At 48.1% G+C, this 22,840-nt stretch carries 24 protein-coding genes; 13 read left to right on the top strand and 11 right to left on the bottom strand.

Annotation, left to right across the window (positions count from 1 at the left end; all coding sequences use genetic code 11):
• The first annotated feature begins 127 nt into the window (after positions 1 to 127).
• From mpl to XMG48_RS02610, 5 genes are read left to right on the top strand one after another with little or no spacing between them, the layout of a single operon-like run.
• Positions 128 to 1,495 (top strand): UDP-N-acetylmuramate:L-alanyl-gamma-D-glutamyl-meso-diaminopimelate ligase, encoded by a 1,368-nt coding sequence (gene mpl, locus XMG48_RS02590; RefSeq protein WP_173480491.1) that lies wholly within the window; start codon positions 128 to 130, stop codon positions 1,493 to 1,495.
• A gap of 8 nt (positions 1,496 to 1,503) precedes the next feature.
• Complete coding sequence (locus tag XMG48_RS02595) at positions 1,504 to 2,124, top strand: flavin prenyltransferase UbiX (RefSeq protein WP_173480492.1); 621 nt, start codon at positions 1,504 to 1,506, stop codon at positions 2,122 to 2,124.
• A gap of 10 nt (positions 2,125 to 2,134) precedes the next feature.
• On the top strand, positions 2,135 to 2,824 hold the full coding sequence (tsaB, locus tag XMG48_RS02600; protein WP_173480493.1) for a tRNA (adenosine(37)-N6)-threonylcarbamoyltransferase complex dimerization subunit type 1 TsaB: 690 nt from the start codon (positions 2,135 to 2,137) through the stop codon (positions 2,822 to 2,824).
• Complete coding sequence (locus tag XMG48_RS02605; RefSeq protein ID WP_173480494.1) at positions 2,821 to 3,633, top strand: undecaprenyl-diphosphate phosphatase; 813 nt, start codon at positions 2,821 to 2,823, stop codon at positions 3,631 to 3,633. Before tsaB ends, XMG48_RS02605 begins: the two co-directional genes overlap by 4 nt.
• Positions 3,633 to 4,409: a class I SAM-dependent methyltransferase gene (locus tag XMG48_RS02610; RefSeq protein ID WP_173480495.1), complete on the top strand. Its 777-nt coding sequence runs from the start codon at positions 3,633 to 3,635 to the stop codon at positions 4,407 to 4,409. Before XMG48_RS02605 ends, XMG48_RS02610 begins: the two co-directional genes overlap by 1 nt.
• A gap of 24 nt (positions 4,410 to 4,433) precedes the next feature.
• Here the strand turns inward: XMG48_RS02610 and XMG48_RS02615 are convergent, their stop codons facing one another.
• On the bottom strand, positions 4,434 to 4,643 hold the full coding sequence (locus XMG48_RS02615) for a SlyX family protein (protein ID WP_173480496.1): 210 nt from the start codon (positions 4,641 to 4,643) through the stop codon (positions 4,434 to 4,436).
• A 176-nt stretch (positions 4,644 to 4,819) separates the two neighbouring features.
• On the opposite strand from XMG48_RS02615, the gene XMG48_RS12125 reads away from it, so the two are divergent.
• Together XMG48_RS12125 and XMG48_RS02625 are read left to right on the top strand one after the other, a co-directional pair.
• On the top strand, positions 4,820 to 5,242 hold the full coding sequence (locus tag XMG48_RS12125; RefSeq protein ID WP_371731415.1) for a cold-shock protein: 423 nt from the start codon (positions 4,820 to 4,822) through the stop codon (positions 5,240 to 5,242).
• 209 nt (positions 5,243 to 5,451) lie between these two features.
• Positions 5,452 to 6,135 carry a DUF3108 domain-containing protein gene (locus XMG48_RS02625; RefSeq protein WP_256368148.1) on the top strand — a complete coding sequence of 228 codons (684 nt, stop codon included), beginning with the start codon at positions 5,452 to 5,454 and terminating at the stop codon, positions 6,133 to 6,135.
• Here the strand turns inward: XMG48_RS02625 and XMG48_RS02630 are convergent.
• The 5 genes from XMG48_RS02630 to gatC are packed head-to-tail and all read right to left on the bottom strand — an operon-like array spanning position 6,104 to position 10,886.
• A complete protein-coding gene (locus tag XMG48_RS02630; protein ID WP_173480498.1) occupies positions 6,104 to 6,283 on the bottom strand; it encodes an oxidoreductase-like domain-containing protein in 180 nt (59 codons plus the stop codon). The genes XMG48_RS02625 and XMG48_RS02630 overlap by 32 nt on opposite strands.
• A complete protein-coding gene (locus XMG48_RS02635) occupies positions 6,283 to 7,653 on the bottom strand; it encodes an FAD-binding oxidoreductase (protein WP_173480499.1) in 1,371 nt (456 codons plus the stop codon). The genes XMG48_RS02630 and XMG48_RS02635 overlap by 1 nt, the downstream gene beginning before the upstream one ends.
• A gap of 12 nt (positions 7,654 to 7,665) precedes the next feature.
• Positions 7,666 to 9,117, bottom strand: coding sequence for an Asp-tRNA(Asn)/Glu-tRNA(Gln) amidotransferase subunit GatB (gatB, locus tag XMG48_RS02640; RefSeq protein ID WP_173480500.1), 1,452 nt, complete (start codon positions 9,115 to 9,117; stop codon positions 7,666 to 7,668).
• A gap of 10 nt (positions 9,118 to 9,127) precedes the next feature.
• The gene (gene gatA / locus XMG48_RS02645) at positions 9,128 to 10,579 is read right to left on the bottom strand and encodes an Asp-tRNA(Asn)/Glu-tRNA(Gln) amidotransferase subunit GatA (RefSeq protein WP_173480501.1); all 1,452 of its coding nucleotides are present in this window, start codon (positions 10,577 to 10,579) and stop codon (positions 9,128 to 9,130) included.
• 19 nt (positions 10,580 to 10,598) lie between these two features.
• Positions 10,599 to 10,886: an Asp-tRNA(Asn)/Glu-tRNA(Gln) amidotransferase subunit GatC gene (gatC, locus tag XMG48_RS02650; protein WP_173480502.1), complete on the bottom strand. Its 288-nt coding sequence runs from the start codon at positions 10,884 to 10,886 to the stop codon at positions 10,599 to 10,601.
• 195 nt (positions 10,887 to 11,081) lie between these two features.
• Here gatC and XMG48_RS02655 point away from each other — a divergent pair, with 195 nt between their 5' ends.
• Genes XMG48_RS02655 through XMG48_RS02680 form a run of 6 tightly spaced genes read left to right on the top strand, consistent with a single transcriptional unit; the run spans position 11,082 to position 19,317 of the window.
• Entirely contained in the window at positions 11,082 to 12,119 is a 1,038-nt protein-coding gene (locus XMG48_RS02655; protein ID WP_173480503.1) for a rod shape-determining protein, read from the top strand.
• Between the two features lie 34 nt (positions 12,120 to 12,153).
• Positions 12,154 to 12,990, top strand: a complete 837-nt coding sequence (gene mreC / locus XMG48_RS02660; protein WP_173480504.1) for a rod shape-determining protein MreC — start codon at positions 12,154 to 12,156, stop codon at positions 12,988 to 12,990.
• Positions 12,983 to 13,474 carry a rod shape-determining protein MreD gene (mreD, locus tag XMG48_RS02665; RefSeq protein WP_173480505.1) on the top strand — a complete coding sequence of 164 codons (492 nt, stop codon included), beginning with the start codon at positions 12,983 to 12,985 and terminating at the stop codon, positions 13,472 to 13,474. Before mreC ends, mreD begins: the two co-directional genes overlap by 8 nt.
• On the top strand, positions 13,474 to 14,058 hold the full coding sequence (locus XMG48_RS02670; RefSeq protein ID WP_173480506.1) for a nucleoside triphosphate pyrophosphatase: 585 nt from the start codon (positions 13,474 to 13,476) through the stop codon (positions 14,056 to 14,058). Before mreD ends, XMG48_RS02670 begins: the two co-directional genes overlap by 1 nt.
• An 11-nt stretch (positions 14,059 to 14,069) precedes the next feature.
• Positions 14,070 to 15,548, top strand: coding sequence for a ribonuclease G (gene rng / locus XMG48_RS02675; protein ID WP_173480507.1), 1,479 nt, complete (start codon positions 14,070 to 14,072; stop codon positions 15,546 to 15,548).
• Between the two features lie 10 nt (positions 15,549 to 15,558).
• Entirely contained in the window at positions 15,559 to 19,317 is a 3,759-nt protein-coding gene (locus XMG48_RS02680; RefSeq protein WP_173480508.1) for a YhdP family protein, read from the top strand.
• 9 nt (positions 19,318 to 19,326) lie between these two features.
• On the opposite strand, the gene yjgA is transcribed toward XMG48_RS02680, so the two are convergent.
• From yjgA to XMG48_RS02705, 5 genes are read right to left on the bottom strand one after another with little or no spacing between them, the layout of a single operon-like run.
• Entirely contained in the window at positions 19,327 to 19,848 is a 522-nt protein-coding gene (gene yjgA / locus XMG48_RS02685; protein WP_173480509.1) for a ribosome biogenesis factor YjgA, read from the bottom strand.
• Positions 19,849 to 19,850: 2 nt separating this feature from the next.
• On the bottom strand, positions 19,851 to 21,206 hold the full coding sequence (gene mgtE, locus XMG48_RS02690) for a magnesium transporter (RefSeq protein ID WP_173480510.1): 1,356 nt from the start codon (positions 21,204 to 21,206) through the stop codon (positions 19,851 to 19,853).
• Positions 21,207 to 21,235: 29 nt separating this feature from the next.
• Positions 21,236 to 21,505, bottom strand: coding sequence for an HPr family phosphocarrier protein (locus XMG48_RS02695; RefSeq protein WP_173480511.1), 270 nt, complete (start codon positions 21,503 to 21,505; stop codon positions 21,236 to 21,238).
• Positions 21,506 to 21,513: 8 nt separating this feature from the next.
• A complete protein-coding gene (rapZ, locus tag XMG48_RS02700) occupies positions 21,514 to 22,374 on the bottom strand; it encodes an RNase adapter RapZ (protein ID WP_173480512.1) in 861 nt (286 codons plus the stop codon).
• 2 nt (positions 22,375 to 22,376) lie between these two features.
• Complete coding sequence (locus XMG48_RS02705) at positions 22,377 to 22,835, bottom strand: PTS sugar transporter subunit IIA (RefSeq protein WP_173480513.1); 459 nt, start codon at positions 22,833 to 22,835, stop codon at positions 22,377 to 22,379.
• Between the last annotated feature and the right edge of the window lie 5 nt (positions 22,836 to 22,840).

Raw genomic sequence — 22,840 nt, forward strand, 5'->3', positions numbered from 1 at the left:
GAGAATCTCTTAGTCGTGTGAAATATGATGAAAATTATAGGCAAGTTGGTACGCTATTGCATGTGCGAAATGGGTTTTTCGGTTAATTAAAGCCCATCTTTATAATTTTTTGTGGGATACCACCGGTTTGCATCTTCATTTTCTTGGTATTTGTGGCACCTTTATGGGCTCTTTAGCGATTTTGGCCAAAGAGCTAGGTTATCGTGTCAGCGGTTCGGATCAGAACGTCTATCCGCCAATGAGTACGCAACTTGAAACCTTAGGCATTGAGATTATTCAAGGCTACGATCCCACTCAATTGGACTCCAATCCCGATCTAGTGATAGTCGGTAACGCGATGTCGCGCGGCAATCCTTGTGTTGAGGCGGTGCTTGAGAGAGGGATTCACCACACATCGGGACCACAGTGGTTACATGATCACTTGCTCAAGGATCGTTGGGTATTGGCTGTTTCAGGTACTCACGGTAAAACCACCACAGCGACCATGTTGGCATGGATTCTGGAGTACGCTGGGTTGAAGCCTGGTTTTTTGATTGGTGGCGTTCCGCTCGATTTTGACTGCTCAGCTCGTTTGGGAGAGACCGACTTTTTTGTTATCGAGGCAGATGAGTACGATACCGCTTTTTTTGATAAGCGATCTAAATTTGTCCACTACAACCCAAGAACACTGGTGATTAATAACTTAGAGTTTGATCATGCAGATATCTTTGATGATCTTGCAGCGATTCAGAGGCAGTTTCATCACCTCATGCGTTTGGTGCCTGCTACTGGGCGAGTGATCTACCCCTCGGATATTCCGGCAGTCGAGCAGGTGATAGAGCAGGGGTGTTGGAGTGAGTTAGAGTCAACTTCAATGAATCCTGGTCACTCTGGTGCTGCAATCGGTGAGCAAGAGTCTGGTGGTCAGCGTTTTCAAATTTGCGTCAAAGAGACGGCCCCTGTCTGGGTTGATTGGGAATTGACCGGTGAGCACAATCAACGCAATGCACTGCATGCTCTGTTGGCAGCAAGACACGTTGGCATTACCCCCGAAGTGAGTGCGGAGGCATTAAGCCAATTCAAAAGCGTGAAGCGCCGCATGGAGCTGTTAGGTCAGTTCTCAGGGGTCTCTCTGTATGATGATTTTGCTCACCATCCGACGGCTATTGCGACGACCTTGCAAGGTATGAGAGCGAAAGTGCACGATGAGAAGTTGATTGCCATCATCGAGCCAAGGTCTAATACCATGAAACAAGGCGTATTTAAGAGCCAGTTAGCTGAATCCGCCGCGCAAGCTGATACTGTTTTTTGGTATCAACCGGATTCTCAGGGGTGGTCTTTAGAGAATCAGATTGCTGGCTTTGACGGGCAGGCTGTATTTAATAGCATTGATCTTCTGCTTGAGTCTCTCGAATCAGAGCTACAACACAACAGTCATATCGTAGTGATGTCGAACGGTGGATTCGAAGGCATTCACGAGCGAATTAAACAACTCCTTATTTCGACGACACATTGAGGTGAACCGTGGCAGATTTTGACTCAAGAGTAACCCTAGCCATTACCGGAGCTTCGGGGGTTCAGTACGCACTGCGTTTGATGCACTGCTTGGTTCAGCAGAACGTTCAACTCTTTGTGATGGTCTCCAAAGCGGCTCAAGTTGTTGTCGCGGCTGAAACAGAGCACAGCTTGCCAGGGACTCCTGATGCTCAGCAGCAGTTTTTTACTGATTTCACGGGTGCTAAAGCGGAGCAGATTAAAGTCTTTGGTAAAGAGCAGTGGTTTGCTCCTGTCGCTTCAGGCTCAGGCGCTCCCAGTCAGATGGTGGTCTGTCCCTGTTCAACAGGAACACTGTCAGCCATTGCGACTGGGGCCAGTAATAATCTGATTGAGCGTGCTGCGGATGTTGCCCTAAAAGAGCGTCGATCACTTATTTTGGTGCCGCGAGAGGCTCCCTATTCTGAGATACATCTTGAGAATATGTTGAAGTTGACCCGCATGGGGGCGGTCATACTGCCGGCGTCACCAGGTTTCTATCATAAACCCACCACGGTCGAAGATATGATCGATTTTGTGGTCGCAAGGGTGTTGAGTCAGCTCGGTTATGATCAATCGATCATGCCATCCTGGGGCTCAGATTTAATTTAAGAGTAATATTATGACGAAGGTTCTAGCACTAGATACTTCAACTGATGCCTGTTCAGTCGCCTTACTAAACGGCGAACAGCGCATTTGTCGGTTTGAAGTGGTACCCAGAGGGCATACCCAACTGCTGTTGCCGATGGTTGAAAGTGTTCTTGAAGAGGCCAAGCTATCGGTAAAAGAGCTTGATGCGATCGCTTTTGGGCGCGGGCCAGGGTCATTTGCCGGCATTCGTATAGCAACAGGAGCAACACAGGGGCTAGCAGTCGCCTTTGATACTCCTGTGATCCCTCTATCGACCCTTGAGACCTTGGCTTATCAGGCGCTTGCATTATGCCCAGAGGCTGGCTTTATTCTATCGACTTTGGATGCCCGAATGGATGAGGTCTATTGGGCAGTCTATAAGGTGGAAAATGGCACAATCTTTGCTTTGACTGAGGAGCAGGTGACGGCACCCTCAGCCGTTGTTCTGCCTGAAAAGGTTTCTCAATGCGTAGCAATTGGCCCAGGCCTTAACTACTTGGATCAGTTGAATTCATTAGTTCAAAACGGTTTGGGTAGGGTGTTGTCTGATCAGTACCCTCAGGCTGAGAGTATGCTCAATATGGCAGTGTCAGCTCTAGAAAGGGGTGATCAAGTGCCGCCTGAAGAGGCTTTACCCGTTTATGTTCGAGAGGGCACTTGGAAAAAAAGGAGTGAGCAGTGACGCTCAGTGATTGGATACATACTCTGATATTGGCCCTGATACAGGGGTTAACTGAATTCCTACCGATCTCAAGTTCTGCACATTTGATTCTACCCTCCCAGCTGTTTGGTTGGAGTGATCAGGGATTAGCATTTGATGTTGGTGTTCATGTTGGCACGCTGACGGCTGTCATCATCTATTTTCGGCGCGAAGTGGTGTCGATTGTGGCAGCGTCAACATTAACTCTGGCTGGTAGAACCTCGGATGATGGGAAACTTGGTTGGTTTGTAGCATTTGCGACGATCCCAGCTGTCATAGCAGGCCTGCTGTTGGGCGACTGGATTGATACCTATGGTCGATCCATTTTGGTTATTGCTGGCACCACCATTCTATTTGGCCTTGCACTCGGTTGGGCAGACGCTACCAATAAGGCGACGCGTATTATGAAAGAGCTCGGCTTTAAGGATGCTATTGTGATTGGTGTAGCTCAGGCCATCGCTCTCATTCCTGGAACCTCTCGATCGGGTATCACCATTACAGCAGCGCTTATGTTGGGATTTGATCGTCAAAGTGCCGCCCGTTTCTCATTCTTGCTCTCAATCCCAGTTATTCTGGGGGCAGGGTTATTGAAGGGTAAAGAGCTTATCGATATCGGCGCAGACGCGCATTGGCAGATGATTGGTGTTGGTGCACTCGTAGCGGCCCTCAGCGCTTGGGCGTGTATTCATCTGTTTCTGAAGCTGCTTGATCAAATCGGCATGCGTCCTTTTGTAATCTATCGTTTGATTCTAGGTGTTACTTTGATCGCAGTTTGGGCTTTGACTCGCTGATGATTGGTCTTTCCGTTGAGTCTCATGAACTGCTTCCGGAAGCCGAAAAGCTTAGCAATGGCTTAAATCTTCCCTTGGTAAAAAGTGGTCAATCAGGTTCTGAGTTCGACTATCTACTTCAGGTGGGATTTGATGGTCTGTCGCTGGTCCAGCTTGGCCCTAAAGCGCCCGGTCCTATTCGAGTAGACTTTGAATCGGGTGCGGTGGCTCATCGTCGTCGTTTTGGTGGCGGTAAAGGGCAACAGATTGCTAAGGCTTGTGGCGTATCCTCTGCATTTACCCCTTACATAGCCGATCTGACCGCTGGGCTGGGTCGTGATAGTTTTGTGCTGGCGACCTTAGGTTGTCGTGTGGATATGGTGGAGCGGGTGCCAGTAGTTCATGCGTTGTTGAGAGATGGGTTGCACAGAGCTCAGTTCTCATCCGATCCAGAGTTGCAGGAGATTCTGGCCAGACTCTCATTAAGTCACCTCCAAGCGGTTGAGTTCCTTCAAACGACCTCTAATCAGTACGACGTGATCTATCTCGATCCGATGTTCCCTCACACGGATAAGTCGGCTCAGGTGAAAAAAGAGATGCTAGCCTTTCGCTCGCTTGTGGGTGCCGATCAGGACAGTGCAGAGTTGCTAGACGCCGCTTTGCAACATGACCCAGCAAGGGTTGTTGTGAAGCGACCAAGAAAGGCGCCTATTATTGAAGGACCGAAGCCTAGCTATGCATTAGAGGGTAAGTCTGGGCGTTTTGATATCTATGCGAGACGCAAGTTAGGCAGTTAGTTTGTTAACCGCTAAATGAGTCGATTAATAGTGTGGTGGTGGCACATCCGCCGCTGGTGAAAAGCCACTATTATCAGCGTTCTTAACACGGTCGTTCAGAATCATAATCATGCGTCGCAGTTCATCCAGCTCTTTCGCTTGGCGAATGGTGATTTCACTCAGTTGATCGATCGCTTCCTCTTGAAACGCTATTCGACTCTCCAGATCATCTAAACGACTGTTCGATTCACTCATAATTTCGTGTTCTTCTTACTCTTTGGGTTAATTTATCCGCCGTAAACCCCTAAGTTGTTGAAAAAATATAACTAATACGTTATATCTCACTTTCTGTGCGGGTTTTTTAATGTCGTACAGAGTAATTTGTTTGTTCCAAAAAATACAAAGAAATATTTCCAATGGGTGGTTAATCAGTGATTAAAAATATCATTATCAGCGTAATTGCAGCCTGTGTTATCGCAGCTGCTGGTCACTTCTTTAAAGCGGAATCGCACTACTTACCAGTGCTTGCCGTTTCGTTTGTGGCTGTTTTCATCAGTACTCTTGTGGCTAGCTCTGGCTCCGCATCAGCATCTCAATCTTCACGTCGTGTAAACGGTGCGGATGAAGAGGATGACATCGATGATGGTCGTGAAGTCGGTACTGTTAAGTGGTTCAATGTTTCTAAAGGTTTCGGTTTTATTACTCGTGCCAATGGAGATGATGTTTTCGTTCATTTCCGTAACATTCGTGGCCGTGGACACCGTTCATTAAACGAAGGCCAACGTGTTCGTTTTAATGTGCACGACAGCGATAAAGGTCTTCAAGCTGAGGATGTTTCAATCATCCGTGAGTGATGAATAAGACGTCTAACACAAGGGTAGCTCAAGCTACCCTTTTTTATGTCCAGGACGGACGGTATACAGCGATTCCATGGATGGAAATGAGCTGTGAATGTCCAGGACGGACGGTATGCAGCGATTCCACGGAAGGAAAGGAGCTGTGAATGCCCAGAATGGTATGCGTATTCATTTTCTACTCAGTTAAGTGGGTTAGAATAAATCTTATGAAAATCTATCCTCTACTTTTTTTGTTCCTCAGCTCTTTGGCGTCGGCAGACACTCAATGTATGCAGAATTATTTTGCATCCAGAGTCGGCGAGACTCTTGAGTATCGTGTTGAAATTGATGGTATTCGGGCGAAAGGGGCTCGAGCGATCTCTCAATCAGATTCAGGTCAGTTCACATTGCTTCAGTCTGTCTCTGTTCTACTGGCTTCGCTAGAGGAGGAGAGCCATTTTATTGTTGATGAGCAAGGCATCGTTCCGATTAATTACCTCTTTGAACAGCAAGGGCTTGGGGCGCGTAAAACGACCATTCAGTTCAATGGCGCAACGGCTGAAGTGAATAGAAAAGGTAAGACGTCTCAGTTGGAGCTTCCGCAGGGTTTTCAGGATCCTTTGACCTTCATCCTTCAGCTTCAAGCAGCGACTAGTTGCGGTGAATCTATTGAAACGCTGAAGATACCTCTTGTGAAGTCGAAAGGGGTTTCGGAGGTTGTTTTTGTTAAAGGTGAGGACTCTTTAATTAAGAGCCGTGATAAGGATTTGGTTCTGGAAACTTGGCAAAGGGTCGATGGTGATAAAATTGAAAAGGTCGGCTTAATTCCTGAATTAAATAACCTTCTGTACTCATTTGAGCAACGAGAAGGAGAGAAGATCAATCGCCTTCAGTTGATTGATCTTCCTTAGTCTCTGCTGATTTTTGTGCTGCCTGCTGCTTTTGCCATGCGGCTCTATCTGCATAGTAGATATCCCAAACGCAGGGTTCACAACCACTTTCGCAGCAGTCGTAATCCCCTGGTGGAATCGGTTCCTGAAGAGAGTCTATCGAGCTCATCAGCCAATAATCTTCCCAGGGTTTAGAATCCCTTTAGGATCCAGAGCGGCTTTAATACTGCGCATGACGGCGAGTTCAGCTTCACTTCGGCTTAGCTGGATATAGGGCTTTTTACTCAGTCCAATGCCGTGTTCTGCCGAAACAGAGCCTTTGTATTTCTCTAGGATCTTATAGACTACCGTGTCGATCGCTTTTTTATCGCTGACCGGACCTACACAGAAGTGAATGTTGCCATCGCCAAGGTGCCCAAAGGTCAGGCAGGTCGATTCAGGGAACTGTTCTGACAGTGCCTCTTTGACTTCGTTTGTGTAGGCTTCCATATGACGCAACGGTAGGCTGATATCGTAAGGAATCAGAGGACTGAAGGCTTGAACCATCGCCTCAATGTCATCTCGAACTGCCCAGAGTGCCGCTGACTGCTGCTGACTTTCGGCAATCACAGCATCGACAATGACCTCTTGTTCTAGAAGTTCGCCAAGCACCTCAATGAACTGCTCTTTTCCGCGAGTGTCATCGACACACTCTGACTCTACTAGGATGTAGTAGGGTAGGGAGTCATCAATAAACTTTTGATGATTACCGGTTTCGTTAACCATAAAGCTATAGAAACTGTTCCACATCGCTTCAAATGCCGAGAGCTTACCTTCGAGTTTCTGTTTCAGCGTGTTAAGCAGTAAGAGTGCGTTATCAAAACTCTCGACGCCGACCAGTGCGGTTTGACGTGCTGGCGCTGAAGGCCAAAGTCTCAAAACGGCGCGTGTGATAATACCTAGAGTTCCTTCTGAGCCGACAAACAGCTGTTTTAGGTCGTATCCGGTATTATCTTTCAGTGTCTCTTTAAGATTGGTTAGGACGGTGCCATCGGCTAGCACCACCTCTAGACCGAGAACTTGATCACGTGCCATACCGTAGCGAATAACCTTATTGCCACCGGCGTTGGCTGCAAGCATTCCTGCAACCTGTGCTGAACCCCGAGCACCCCAATCTACTGCAAAAAGGAGGTCGTGCTCGGCTGCTGCATTTTGAAGATCCTCAACAACCACACCGGCTTGAACGAGCACAGTGGCACCTTGGGTATCTAACTGCTCAATGGAACGCATGCGCTCAAGGCTTAGAACAAAATCCCCTTCAGTCGCTTTGGTCGCGTCCGCTAAGCCGGTCATGCCGGCTTGTGGAATGATGGTCTGATTTGCCTCGTGACACAGGGCGAGCACTTTTGAGACCTCTTCCGTCGACGCGGGTCGAATCACCGCTTTCGCCGGACAGCTGCCTTTACTCCAACTCTCATTAGGTCGTTGAGCAACACGCTCGTCGGTGATGAGACCTTTATCACCTACAATGGCGTGGATTGCATTCAGTAGTTCAGACATAGTGTTTACCTGTTAGTCGCAAAGAGCATCCAGTTTAGATTTAAGTATGCCGGTGACCGCACCAGGGTTGGCTTTGCCACCGGATGCTTTCATGACCTGGCCCATAAAGAAACCTAACATTTTGCCGCGTTTCTCTGGTTCAGCGGCTTTGTATTGCTCAACCTGTGCTGTCGCATTGGCAATGACCTCGTCGATCATTGTCTCTATCGCACCGGTGTCAGTAACTTGCTTCAACCCTTTGGCTTCAATCACTTCGTCGGCGGTACCGCCTTCGTTCCATTGGATTTCAAAGACTTTCTTAGCAATGTTGCCAGAGATGGTGTTGTCCTTGATGCGAACCAGAAGACCGCCTAACTGCTCTGCGCTAACAGGGCTGTTATCAATGCTTAGATCGGCTGCGTTTAAGTTTTTGGCCAACTCTCCCATCACCCAGTTAGCAGCCAATTTGGCATCGCCACAACACTCAACCACTGACTCAAAGTAGTCCGCTTGGTTGCGATAAGCTGACAGAACACCTGCGTCGTATTCAGACAGAGCCAGTTCACTGATGAAACGCTCTTTTCGTGCGTCCGGCAGTTCTGGAAGCGTTAGACGAATGGCTTCTACATAGGCATCATCGACCACGACAGGAAGTAGATCTGGGCAAGGGAAGTAACGGTAGTCGTTAGCATCCTCTTTCGAGCGCATGCTTCGAGTCTCGTTTTTGTCTGGATCGTAAAGACGAGTCTCTTGTACTACTGTGCCGCCATCTTCGATTAAGTCGATTTGACGCTCTACCTCGGTGTCGATTGCGCGCTCAATGAAGCGGAACGAGTTGATGTTCTTGAGCTCGGTGCGAGTACCTAGGGTGTCACTGCCTTTTGGGCGAATGGAGACGTTACAGTCACAACGCATTGAGCCCTCGGCCATGTTACCGTCACAGATGCCAAGAGTGGTTACAATCGCATGGATCTTGCGAGCGTAAGCAGCGGCCTCTTTAGAGGTGCGCATATCGGGTTCAGAGACAATTTCGACTAGAGGTGTACCGGCTCGGTTAAGGTCGATACCGGATTGGCCGTGAAAATCTTCGTGTAAGGATTTTCCGGCATCTTCCTCTAGGTGAGCGTGATGAATACGAACACGACGTTCGCCATCTTCCGTTTCAATATCGACGTAACCTTCGCCAACAATAGGTGCTTCTAGTTGGGTTGTCTGGTAACCCTTGGGAAGATCTGGATAGAAGTAATTTTTGCGCTCAAAAACGGCACGTTTACCGATTTCGGCATTAATCGCTAAGCCAAACATGATGGCCATTTTCTGTGCGCCATCGTTGAATACCGGCAGTGTGCCCGGCAATGCCAGATCAACGGCGCACGCTTGTGTATTGGGTTCGGCACCGAAGGCAGTGCTAGCACCTGAAAATATTTTCGTATTGGTCGCGAGCTGAACGTGGATCTCTAGACCGATAACTGTTTCCCATTCCATATCGATCTCCTTATGCCGTAACCGGTGACAGGGTGTGCCACTCTGTATTTTGTTGGTATTGGTGAGCTACGTTCAATAGGCGAGCTTCGTCAAAGTAGTTCCCTATCAACTGAAGGCCAACAGGCAAGCCGTTTACCTGTCCACAAGGTACGGACATACCGGGAAGACCAGCCAGGTTTAACGACAGTGTGAAGATGTCCTCCATGTACATTGCGACAGGGTCATTCACTTTTTCACCAATGGTAAACGCAGGGCTTGGTGTTGTCGGCCCAACAATGACATCGACCTCTTCAAAGATGCGCATGAAATCTTGTTGGATTAAACGGCGAATCTGTTGAGCTTTGTTGTAGTAGGCGTCGTAGTAGCCGGCACAGAGTGCGTAGGTTCCAACCATGATGCGGCGTTTAACTTCAGAGCCAAAGCCTTCGCCACGAGTCCGTTTATAGAGGTCTTCCAAATCTTGTGGGTTCTCGCAACGGTAGCCATAACGTACGCCATCAAAACGTGACAAGTTTGACGATGCCTCCGCCGGAGCAATGATGTAGTAAGCCGGAATCGACATGCGTGTATTCGGAAGGCTAACCTCTTTGATTGTGGCGCCCAGCGATTCAAGCTGTTTGATCGCTGTCTCAATCTGAGCCGCCATTGCACTGTCTAAATCGGCACTCATAAACTCTTTCGGAACTCCGATTTTTAGGCCTTGAAGCGAGTTGTTGAGCGACGCAGTGTAATCCTCAGTCGGTTGTGCCGATGAGGTTGAGTCCATTGAGTCCTGTCCCGCCATGACGTTCAGCATAAGAGCACAATCCTCAGCACTGCGAGCCATTGGACCGCCCTGATCAAGCGAAGAGGCGTAGGCAACCATGCCGTAACGAGAGACGCGTCCATAAGTTGGCTTGATGCCGGTAATGCCACAGAACGCTGCCGGTTGGCGAATCGAACCACCTGTATCTGAACCTGTTGCTGCAGGTGTTAGTCGTGCTGCGATTGCAGCAGCAGAACCACCTGAAGAGCCTCCTGGTACACGGCTTGTATCCCAAGGGTTTTTACAAGCACCATAGAAAGAGCTCTCGTTGGTTGATCCCATCGCAAACTCATCCATATTGGTTTTACCCAACATAACGGCGCCCGCTGACTTAAACTTTGCTACTACGGTAGCGTCATAGGGGGACTCAAAGTTATCCAACATTTTGGAGCCACAACTGGTTTTGACGCCCTCGGTGCAAAACAGATCTTTGTGCGCGATCGGAAGTCCTGTGAAGGTGCCCGCTGTGCCCGCTGCAATACTCTCATCAGCTGCTTTTGCTTGCTGCAGAGCCAGTTCAGGGGTGGTGGTGATGAACGAGTTGTACTCGCTGTCACAACGGTTGATGCGATCGATAAACGCTTGGGTAAGCTCAACACTGCTCACAGTGCCATTGCGAAGGTCTTGAGCCAGTTCGCTCAGTGTTTTTTCAAACATATCTCTAATCCGAATCCTGTTACTCAATGACTTTAGGGACAAGGAAAAGCCCCTCTTCAACAGCTGGTGCAACCGCTTGAAGTTTATCTCGTTGATTCAGCTCGGTAACTTCATCAGCACGCAAGCGTTGGACTGCATCCAGTGGGTGTGCCAATGGCTCCACACCGTCTGTATTAATCTGCTGCATCTCATCAATAAGATTTAAAATGCTGCTTAGGTTTTCGGTGTAGGCCGGAATATCCTGCTCGTTCAACTCTAAACGGGCAAGATGGGCAATACGTTCAACATCGGAGCGATCGATGGACATGCTTAACCTTCTTTCTTTAAATGGTGTGATTGAAACTATTTTGCGGCTGTAAGAAGTGGAAAATAGTTTCGTAAAAACATTGTGATGGCGCGTAATCTATCACATTTGCGCCTTGCCCAAAATCCCCGTCGTTGCTAACATTCTTTGATTAATGAATTGGCTTCTAAAGTCATCGCTTATAAGGTTTTAAATCCAATGTTTAAAAAGATTCGTGGTCTCTTTTCTAGCGACCTTTCCATCGACCTGGGAACTGCCAATACGCTGATCTATCTTCGAGATAGTGAGATCGTGCTAGATGAGCCATCTGTAGTGGCTATCCGCCAGCAAGGCAACCAGAAGACCGTAGCGGCTGTCGGTACCGATGCAAAAAGAATGTTGGGTAGAACGCCAGGCAATATTACCGCTATTCGTCCATTGAAAGATGGTGTAATTGCTGATTTCCACGTGACTGAAAAGATGCTTCAGTACTTCATCAGTAAAGTTCACAACAACAGTTTTCTTCGTCCATCGCCTCGTGTTCTGATTTGTGTGCCTTGTAAGTCAACTCAGGTTGAGCGTCGAGCAATCAAAGAGTCTGCAGTAGGTGCAGGTGCTCGAGAGGTCTACCTGATCGAAGAGCCAATGGCGGCTGCGATCGGTGCTGGTCTCCCAGTTGATGAAGCAACCGGTTCGATGGTGGTCGATATCGGTGGCGGTACCACTGAGATTGCGGTGATCTCGTTGAGCGGTATCGTCTACTCTGAATCTGTTCGTGTCGGCGGTGACCGATTTGACGAGGCGATTGTTACTTACGTTCGTCGTAATTATGGAAGCTTGATCGGTGAAGCGACAGCCGAGCGAATCAAACAAGAGATCGGTACAGCTTACCCTGCGCCAGAAGTGTTAGAGATTGATGTTCGTGGTCGTAACCTGGCAGAGGGTATTCCTCGCATGTTTACGCTCAACTCGAATGAGATTCTTGAAGCCCTTCAAGAGCCACTTCAGTCGATCGTTCAGGCTGTTAAAGGAGCACTAGAACAGTGTCCACCTGAATTGGCAGCGGACGTTGCTGAGCACGGTATTGTTTTGACAGGCGGTGGTGCACTGCTAAGAAATCTTGATCGCCTTCTGACGGAAGAGACCGGCCTTCCTGTGATTGTGGCAGAAGATCCATTGACCTGTGTGGCCCGTGGTGGCGGTAAAGCACTTGAGATACTGGATAAACAGGGTTTTGAGTTACTGTCACGTGACTGATCTTTAATAACGGCAACGCGAAGGGTTTAAAGTCATGATCTTTAAAAGTGGTCCGTCGCGTTTGCTGTTTACTCTTCTCATAATCGTAGCGCTTTCTATCGTAGCGCTCGATCTTACCTCCAACAAATTTCGTGAAGGCAAAGCCTATCTAAACCTTGTTGCTACCCCCTTGCAGTGGTTGGTGGATTTGCCAGTCAAAATGGCAGGTGGCGTTTCAGATGTGGTGGTCAGTCGTGCCACACTGATTGCAGAGAATGATGAGTTGCGAACAGAAGCCATTCTGCTAGAACAAAAAGTGCTACAAAACGCGACTCTTGCCAGTGAAAATCGCCGTTTAAGAACTTTGCTGAATGCTCGCCAAAAGGTGGAGGAAGAGGTTCAGATGGCTGAGTTGATCGGCGTTAGCTCTGACCCTTTTCAGCATGAAATATTGATTAACCGCGGTGAACAGGATGGAGTTGTTATTGGGCAACCTGCACTGGACTCCGGCGGTATCATGGGTCTTGTCGTTGATCTTGCGCCCGTCACCAGTCGAGTCATGTTGGTGACTGACTCTAGATCCTCTGTGCCTGTTCAACTCTTACGTACGGGTTTCCGTACCCTTGCGCTCGGTAGTGGATCCACTACTGAGCTCAAACTGGACCACATCCCCAATACTGAAGATATTCGTATTGGTGACCTGTTGGTTACCTCAGGGTTGGGCGGCGTCTTTCCAATGGGTTACCCCGTCGCTGAGATAACCGAATTTAGACAGGAGCCTGGTCGCTCCTTTGCAGTGGTTAGAGCAAGGCCAACGGCAACGCTTGATAAGAGCCGCTATCTGCTTTTGGTTCAGCAGGTGAATGGACTAAAGAGGTTGGAGAGTGAGTGATCAAGCCTCTGGTGGTGGCTTTTTTGTCACACTGGCTACTTTTCTGCTAGCAATAACGCTGAGTCAATTTCCTTTGGAGAGCTCTCTGCAGTGGTTCCGGCCAGACTTCGTTCTGTTGGTTCTTTTCTTTTGGCTTATTTGGGCCCCCAATCGTGTTGGCTTAGTCTATGCGTTTTTTATTGGGCTATTACTGGACTTAATGCGAGGCTCAGTGCTTGGTTTAGGTGCTCTATCTCTGACTCTGATTGCCTTCATTACACAGTTACTGCACAGTCGGTTAAGAGTGTTTCCAATGCTTCAGCAGTCCTTTGTGTTGCTGCTGTTGGTGGGGCTGAATCAATTGATCTACTATTGGATGCAAGGTCTGGTGGGAAATTCTGCTGATACACTGCTGTTTCTTGTGCCGGCTTTGACCAGTGCGCTTCTCTGGCCATTCGTGTTTATGTCTTTGCGTCGCTTGGCACGATCCTTGGATCTGAACTAATGAACGTGGTTTTGGCCTCTCAGTCACCTAGACGACTGGAGTTATTAAAACAGATAGGGATCTCTCCAGAAGTTCATCCGGCTCATATCGATGAGACACCACTTAGCGAGGAAACACCTGAGGATTATGTAAACCGCCTGGCACGCAATAAAGCCAAAGCCGTTGCACAACACTACCCAGGGGCTCTGGTAATAGGTTCCGATACCAGTGTAGTGATCGATAATCAGATATTAGGGAAGCCTGAAAGTCCTGACCACTTCTTTACTATGTTTAAACGCCTGTCGGGTAATCAACATCAGGTTATGACGGCGGTCGCTATTACTGATGGTCAACAGACTCGCAGCGAAGTGGTGATTACTCAGGTTAGCTTCTATCCTGTCAATGAGAGAGATATGGAGCGCTATTGGTTCAGCGGAGAACCTCAGGATAAAGCGGGTGGATATGGCATTCAGGGCATGGGTGCACTGTTTGTCAAAGAGATTAAGGGAAGTTACAGCGCAGTCGTGGGTTTGCCGATCGCTGAAACTGGAAAGATTTTAGAAAAATTTGGATTCTCAGCGTGGACCCAAGGGTCTGTTGAGTAAGGAGTAAGGTTTTGGGTGAAGAGATACTAATTAACTTCACACCGATGGAGACTCGAGTCGCAGTCATTGAAAATGGCATGCCGCAAGAGATCTATGTTGAGCGTGCAAAGCGTCGCGGGATTTTAGGTAATATCTATTTAGGGCGAGTGGTTCGAGTGCTTCCGGGCATGCAGGCTGCATTTGTCGATGTGGGGCTTGAGCGAGCTGCTTTTATACACATTGATGAAGTGGTTGATCAGTCTCTGACACCGGATGAACGTGCTGCTCTTTCCATTGCTCAGGTGTTGCGTGAAGGCGAATCACTGCTAGTACAAGTGACTAAAGATCCTATTGGCAGTAAAGGAGCCCGCCTGACGACCCATATATCTCTGCCATCACGCTATCTGGTCTTAATGCCCGATGCCTCTCATATTGGGGTCTCTCAACGAATTGAAGATGAAGAAGAACGAGATCGCTTGAAGCAGATTCTCAGATCTGAGTTGATCAATTCTGACGATGAGACAGCTGAGCCTGAGTATGGCTACATTCTGCGCACCGTCGCTGAGGGTGTGACAGAGTTGGAATTAAAAGCCGATATCAGTTTCTTGCATCGCTTGTGGGAGAGTATTCAGAACCGAGTCAAAGGGGCGAAAGCGCCGGCAACCGTCTATGAGGACCTGCCGCTCAATATGCGAGCACTCAGAGACATGACTCATTCTGAGATTGAACGTATCAGAATTGATTCTAAAGAGACCTTTCAGCGTGCACAAAGTTTCGCTCGAACACTAGTCCCTGAAATTGAATCAAAGCTGGAATACTACCCAGGCGAACGTCCCATTTTTGACCTCTTTAACGTTGAAGAGGAGATTGAGAAGGCACTGGGCCGCAAGGTTGAGCTTAAGTCAGGTGGCTACCTCATCTTTGACCAAACCGAAGCGATGACTACGATTGATATCAATACCGGCGCTTTTGTAGGCCATCGCAATTTGGAAGAGACGATATTTAAAACTAATTTGGAGGCTGCGACAGCGATTGGTCGCCAACTGAGGCTTCGTAATTTGGGTGGCATTATTATTATCGATTTTATCGATATGGAAGACCCAGAGCACCAGCGTCAAGTTTTGAGAACTCTTCAGCGACAGCTAGATAAAGATCACGCTAAATGCAAAGTGACCGGCGTATCCGAATTGGGGCTAGTTGAGATGACGCGTAAGCGTACTCGAGAGAGTTTAGAGCAGGTTCTGTGTGAAACCTGTGAGACCTGTTCAGGTCGAGGCATGATTCGTACGCCTGAGACGGTGTGCTATCAAATCTTTCGAGAGATCTTGCGTCAACATAGGGCCTACGATACCGACTCCTATTTGGTCATTGCGGCTAAAGCCGTGGTTGATTATTTGCTGGATGATGCATCAGACCATGTCGCTGAACTGGAGTCGTTTATTGGGAAAACGATTCGATTCCAGAGTGACACTCACTACAACCCAGAACACTTTGATGTGGTTCTGAGGTAGCGGGGAATTCATGGTTCGGCATACGCTTTGGGTCAGTTGGTGGGTTTTGATGGTGGCAGCACTGTTAGCCATCCTGCTAACGGCTGTGCGTCTAGCATTCCCTTTGCTGGGCGATTACCGAACTGATATTGCGGCTCAGCTTAGTCAATACCTTGGTATTGAAGTCACCATAGGCGAGCTAGAGACTGGCTGGCGCGGTCCCTATCCAACCTTTGAGTTCAAAGAGATCCATTCGGATATTGACTACCTCAAATCAAAGCAGATCGAGTTTCACCTCCAAAACATCTCGTTTGAATTCGATCCATGGCGTTCATTGATTGATGCTGCGCCTATTTTTCAACGGGTCACGGCACAGGGTCTGAATGTAAAGTGGCGTCAGTCTGAAGGGCGTTGGCTGGCTGACTCGAATCAATCAGAGACCGATAATCGCGCATTCGATACGTTGATTGCTATTCTATTTGAACAGCCCTCCATCGAATTTTCTGAATCACAACTTCATCTGATTCCAGAATCAGGTCGCTCCCGCTTCATCAATCTGGACAATATGTCTCTTGAAAGCAGTGAAACAGAGCATCAATTGAGCGGTAGTTTTTGGATGCCAGTGTTGGGTCAAGATAGTCGCATGCGTTTTGCGATTCAGCACCAAGGTCAATCCACAAACGGTCAGCTACTATTACCTTTCTATGTTGAACTCGATAACATTGGCTCAGAGTTGGCCGATCTTGCAGGTGTCGAACAGCGCTTCTCTATTAGTGCGAATGCGCGGCTATGGGGGCAGTTGCGTGGCGCCAGTCTGGATTATCTTGTCGGTAATTTATCAGCCAATAGCTTGCAACTTGTACTGCCCGATGAGCTTGGTGAGCTGGCACTAGAGCAGCTTTCAACAAATTTCTCTGTTCAGTCGGTTGATCGTGATTATCAGCTGCAACTTCAAGACTTTTCAACCCTCTATCAAGGCAGTGAATTCTCACTGCCACCGACTGCGATCGATTTAAGTACTGGCGTCAATGGTTGGATGGCTAATCGAATTCAACTGGCTGAGCTTAATCTATCAGACCTGTCGGCTCTTGCGCTTAACCAGCCTTTGGGTGATCAAAGCAGAGAGGTGATTAAATCGCTCTCTCCCGGTGGTTTAGTCAAAGGGTTAACCGTTGATCTTAGCCAGGGATTTGAAAACCTCTCTGTGGTCGGTGAGTTGTCAGATGTGTCGGTCAAATCCTGGAAAGGTTCACCTGCTGCATCACAGTTGAATGGTTCGTTTTATGTTTCAAGTGACCGCGGCTGGGTAGATATTGACAGTCAGCAGCTTGTCATGGAGTTCCCAACGGTCTACGACTGGGCATTGCCGTTTAATTTTGCGCAAGGACGTGTTAACTGGCAGCTCCACAGTGATTATGTGGCCGTTGGATCTGATCTATTAGAGCTGGGGTTGAATAACATCCGAACACGAGGCCAGTTCTCGATTGATCTACCCTATGATAAAGAGCAACAAGCGCTACTTAATCTATCGATGGGGCTTAAGGGTGCAATAGCCCGAGAGGCTCTACTGCTAACTCCGCCTAAGGTTGTCGGTGAAGGGCTTTATAGCTGGTTAAACAGAGCGCTGATTCAAGGTGATGTCAAAGAGGCCGGTTTAGTTCTGGTGACTCCGACTAGGCTTGTGGCTGATAGACCTAAGCCATTGAGCGAGCTCTACGTAGCGGTAGAGAATACAACACTAGATTATCAATCACCCTGGCCCGTGTTGAACCGGGCCGAAGCCATCATTCATGCTCGAGATGGGGCAGCTCGTGTTCAGTTAGAGCAGGGCAGTGCTGCAGGTACTGAGATCGGTTTTGCAGATCTTTGGATGGAGAGTGGGTCGGGTGAACTCGAGACCTTGTTAGCGATTGAGGGTTCAGCTTTTGATTTGAACAGCCTATTTCACAGTGAGGCGTTGGCCAACAGCGTTGGCAATAAGCTAGGGGATTGGCAGCTATCGGGTAGTCATAAATCTTTAGTGGATCTATACGTTCCTCTCAAAGGAGGGGCCCCTAAACTGCAGATTCAATCCGAGCTGAATCGTGGTGTCTTTATATCTGAAACCCAACGGGTTGCCGTAACGGATATAGATGGCACAGTTAATTTTAATTTGGCAAGTGGACTGTCGGCTGAGGGTTTGAAAGCAAGCTTCTTAGGTCGAACATTTGATGTTGATATCTCAAATGACTCAACCGCAACTGATATTCAGATTGCTGGTCGAATCGATTCTCATAGGTTAATGCAATGGGCCGGTATCCCACTGTCAGGTGTCATCTCGGGTGAAATTCCACTCAACTCGACATTAAAACTCTGTTCTAAACAGTGTCAATCGACTCTAAAAGTGGAGTCTCAATTAACCGGTACCCGAGTAGATGCTCCAGACTATTTAGCACATCAATCTTCCGATATTAGCCGCTTGAGCCTACTGATGACCCTGCACTCATCACCAACAATACAGCTTAATTATGCGGATCGTTTAAAGGCTCACCTAAATTTAGATTCACCCTTAACCGGTAATATTCGTCTAGGCGGAAATCAGGCGAGCTATAAAATATCTGATCGCCTTCACATTGATGGATCCCTTCCTTCAATTGAAGTTGAGGAGCTACTTGGGTTTATTGATGCTCTATCAGAGTCAAAAACTGGAACTAAAGAGGGGCTTTCCGTTACGACAGCGATCGAGATCGGACAGCTGAATGTTGGAGCGCTTAAATTTGAGTCAATCCTTGCTGAAGCTAGTAATTATAATGATCTGTGGTCTATTGTACTGGATGGTCGTGATATTCAGGGTGTTATAGATTACAAGCTTGCAGATTCCAGCTTGGACTTAAATCTTCGCCACCTTCACCTGCGCACACCAGAGAGCGATCCATCGATAATAGAGCCAGAAGTTCCATTGCCTGATCCGACTCCCATCGAGGTGATTAGCAAAATACCTTCAACCAACCTTCTGATTGAAAATCTTGTGTGGAATGATGATCAATGGGGCCGTTGGACAACCCATCTACTTTCATCCGGTAATAGCCTCTTGATCGATCAATTGGAGGCCGATGTCGCAGGTATCAGCTTAACTGGACAGGGTATCTGGTCAGTTGGTGAGGGCGAGCAGAGTCGCATTGCCCTGAGCGCAAAAGGCAGTAACCTTGCCGACTATCTTGAGTCGATGGGTGATCCAAGGGCGATAGAGACGAAAAGTCTCTCCATTGAGTTTGCACTGAGCTGGCCTGGTGCACCTTGGTCATTCAGTCGTTATCGCCTAGGAGGTGATCTGCAATTTGACCTTCGAGATGGGCAGATTACTGAAGCAAAAGGTAACTCAGCGCTTCTTCGATTGTTCGGAATACTCGATTTTAACAATCTATTTAAACGTCTGCGCCTCGATTTTAGTGACCTTTATAAATCCGGTATCACCTTTGATAAGCTGGTCGGTAAGTACCATTTAGAGGATGGGGTTGCTAAGACTCAAGATCCACTCATTATGAGAGGCGCCTCGGCTGATTTGACTGCAGAGGGCTCTCTGAATCTTATCAATAGAACGGTGGATAAACGGGTCGATGTGATTTTGCCATTAACCGGTAATTCACCGCTGGCCGCCGTTCTGCTTGGAGCCCCTCAGGTGGCAGGTGCCCTGTTTCTTATCGACAAGTTGATTGGGGATAAGATCAACGAAGCGACTAAACTGAGCTATTCAATGACAGGCCCTTGGCGAGAACCTGTGCTTGAAATCATTAATAAGAGAGATCGTTAAGATTTATCCTCAAGACTCGTCATCTAAGTCACGAAGGTACTGAAATATCTTTCTGAAGTTGGCCGGTGGCTTGTTCTCTTTGCGCTCTTTTTGAGCATTTCGAATCAAAGCTCGTAGATGCTGCATATCACAGTTTTCAAACTTCTCCAGTACTTCAGAGAGCGCAGACTTGTCTCCGGTTATTAGCCGCTCACGCAACTGCTCAAGTGCATGAAACTTCTGGTTGTGAGCAGCGCTAGCCGAGTCGAATTGGTCAATGGCGACACGAATCGCATCGGCATCTTCTGTGCGCATCAATTTGCCGATGTACTGCAGTTGACGTTTTTTCGCACCATTAGAGGTGATTCTTGTCATCTCTGCACAGGCCTCTGCGAGGCGTTCAGACATGGGGACTTTCGCTTGTTGATCAAGTCGTAACTCAGTGATGCGACCACCCAGTTTTTGAAGCTCTTCAGCTTCTCGTTTAACCTGGCTGCGGCTGACGAGTTCGATCTCTTGATCACTCTCTTTTGAAAAATTTTTACTGCTCATAATTAACCGTAGAAAAAGGTGGCTAGTCCGAGGAAGGCAAAAAAACCTACCACGTCTGTAATGGTGGTGAGTAATACACCCCCGGCTAGTGCTGGATCGATTCCCGCTTGCTTAAGGGTCAGTGGCAGAAGACTGCCTGCCATAGCGCCCGCGACTAGATTGATCACGATGGCCATTGCGATCACTATACCGATGGTCATATCTTGGAACCAGAGGACAGCAATGGCGGCCACTACAACAGCCCAGAGTGACCCGTTGATGATGCTAACGATTAACTCACGGTTAAACAGCCAGCCAATATTGTGTCTTTCAATGTGTCCAAGTGCTTGGCCACGAATGACAAGAGTGAGGGTTTGACTGCCGGCGATACCACCCATTGAGGCGACGATTGGCATCAGTACTGCCAAGGCTACAACCTGATCGATGGTGGCTTCGAATAGGCCAATGACGGCCGAGGCCAAAAAAGCAGTAATAAGGTTAATTCCCAGCCAGACTGCACGACGGCGACTGGTTTTTAGTACCGGAGCAAAGGTGTCTTCATCCTCGTCCAGACCGGCCATGCTCATCAGTGAGTGATCGGCGTCTTCTCGAATGACGTCGACTACGTCATCGATGGTGATACGACCTAGAAGCTGTCGATCCTCATTGATAACAGGGGCCGAGATCAAGTCGCGCTGTTCGAAGATGCGAGCTACCTCTCGTTCAGGAAGATCGGCAGGGATCGCATGGTCATTCTCGGTCTTCATGATTTCACGAACCAGCATCTGTGGGTCTGAAATGAGAAGTCGAGTAATAGGAAGTACACCGATTAGTGCGTTGCGTTTGCGACTCACCACGAAAATACTGTCAGTACTGTCAGGAATCTCACTGTGTCGACGTAGATAACGAAGCGCCGTCTCAACCGTGATATCAGGTCGAATGGTTACCGTATCGGTATTCATCAGACCGCCGGCCGTATCATCGGGGTAGGAGAGTACCGCTTCAACCCGTTGGCGATTCTGCAAATCCATGTTTTGCAGCATCTCTTGCATGACTGTGTCAGGAAGCTGCTGAAGAATATCGGCTAAGTCATCGACATCGAGTGACTCTGTCATCGCCAGAATTTCTGCCGCGTCTAAATCGCTGACAATTTCAGCCTGAATATCTTCACCGAGGTGCTGTAGAACCTCACCCTCTATCTCTGGGTTGAGCAGGTTCCATACAATGCGACGTTCGCGAGGAGGGGTTTTCTCTAGAAGGTGAGCAACTTCCACAGGCCGCATGCCCTTGTTGAGCATGTAGCGAATCTGTTTGAGATTATCTGATTGAAGGGCTTCGCTTAACGTATCTAGAGCGATCGGTGCTTCGTCCGTACTCATGCAGCCCTCCTTTACGAGTAGGTTAGACTCTACTCATCTTCGTCAAAACGGTTATTTATGATCTCAATCACGGCATTCATCGCGGCGGATTCATCAGCGCCATCCGTTTGTATGATTAGATCTGTTCCTTGGGATGCAGCCAACATCATAATGGCCATAATGCTTTTAGCATCGACTGTTTTGCCATCTTTTGTGATTTTGATGTCACAACCAAACTTACCTGTTACGCCAATAAGTTTAGCCGCTGCACGCGCGTGTAGTCCCAATTTGTTGATTATAGTAACGTTTTTTTCAATCATTGCGAAACTTATTCTGATAATTCTCGATGGCGTACTTGGATGTTATCCATTCTGTCAGCAAAGCGAGATGCAAGGCTCTCCGCAATGTATACAGAGCGATGTTGGCCGCCCGTGCAACCAATGCCAACAGTAACATAGCTTCGATTATTGGTTTTGAAATGGGGAATCCACTTCACAATGAACTGCTCTATGTCATTAATCATTTCATTCACTTCATCGGAAGCGTTGAGAAATTTTTTAACCGGTTCATCTTTCCCAGAGAGAGGGCGCAACTCTACAAACCAGTAGGGGTTAGGAAGCACCCTGACGTCAAAGCTGAAATCAACATCTAATGGAACGCCGTGCTTGAAGCCAAAGGATTCAAACTGCAAAGAGAGCGCTTGCTCTTTACGCTGTGCTACCCTCAATTTAATGGTGTCACGCAGTTCATAGAGTGAAAGCCGAGTGGTATCAACTCTCATGTCTGCAGAACTTGCGATGGGTTCAAGCAGATCTCGTTCTAAGGCTATTGCCTCTTCCAGTCCAATATCTTGGTTGCTCAGCGGGTGTTTTCTTCGAGTGGCGCTGTACCGTTTCAATAGGGTCGCTTCTGATGCGTCAAGATAAGTGATCTCGATGCCTATATCTTCTCTAGCCCTCAAGGATTCCATGATTTCTGGGAAGGCTTTTAGGTCGGTATGCTGGTTGCGGGCATCAATGCTCACAGCAATCAGGGGTGCGGTATTCTGGTCGTTAAGCATCTGCTCGACCAACGCTGGCAATAGCGTCGCCGGTAGGTTGTCTATGCAATAGAACCCAACATCTTCAAGTGCTTGCAAGGCGGTACTCTTCCCTGAACCACTGCGACCCGAGATAACAACGACTCTCATGATCAGACCTTTGATAGCTCAGTTGCTTTATTGAGTAGGGCCTCAGAATTCGTGCAGTCTCTGAGTGAATTAAGGGCTTCGGGCTTGCTGAACAGCTCGGCTAAACCAGCCAGTGTCTTAAGGTGCTCATCATTTCCATCATCGGGCACGATCAGTGCGCAGACAAGATCGACCGGCGCTGAATCGATTGAATCAAAATCGACACCGTCATCAAGTGTGATTAAGCAGGCGGATGCTGTTGAGCAACCTGGGATCCGACAGTGTGGTATACCCACGCCAGAACCTATTCCTGTACTGCCTAACCGTTCACGATTGAGAAGGCCTGTAAAAATTTCATCTTCTGTCACGCCATCAACTGAAGAGGCCAGCTTTTCGCTGGCCACTTGTAGAAGGCGTTTTTTACTGGCGACTGACTCCCGGCAGGCGGTTGTTTCAGTCGTCAGTAGGTCACCTAGTTGCATGTTGT

This window comes from Marinobacterium sp. xm-g-48, from assembly GCF_013282925.1.
Taxonomy (GTDB): Bacteria; Pseudomonadota; Gammaproteobacteria; order Pseudomonadales; family Balneatricaceae; genus Marinobacterium_E.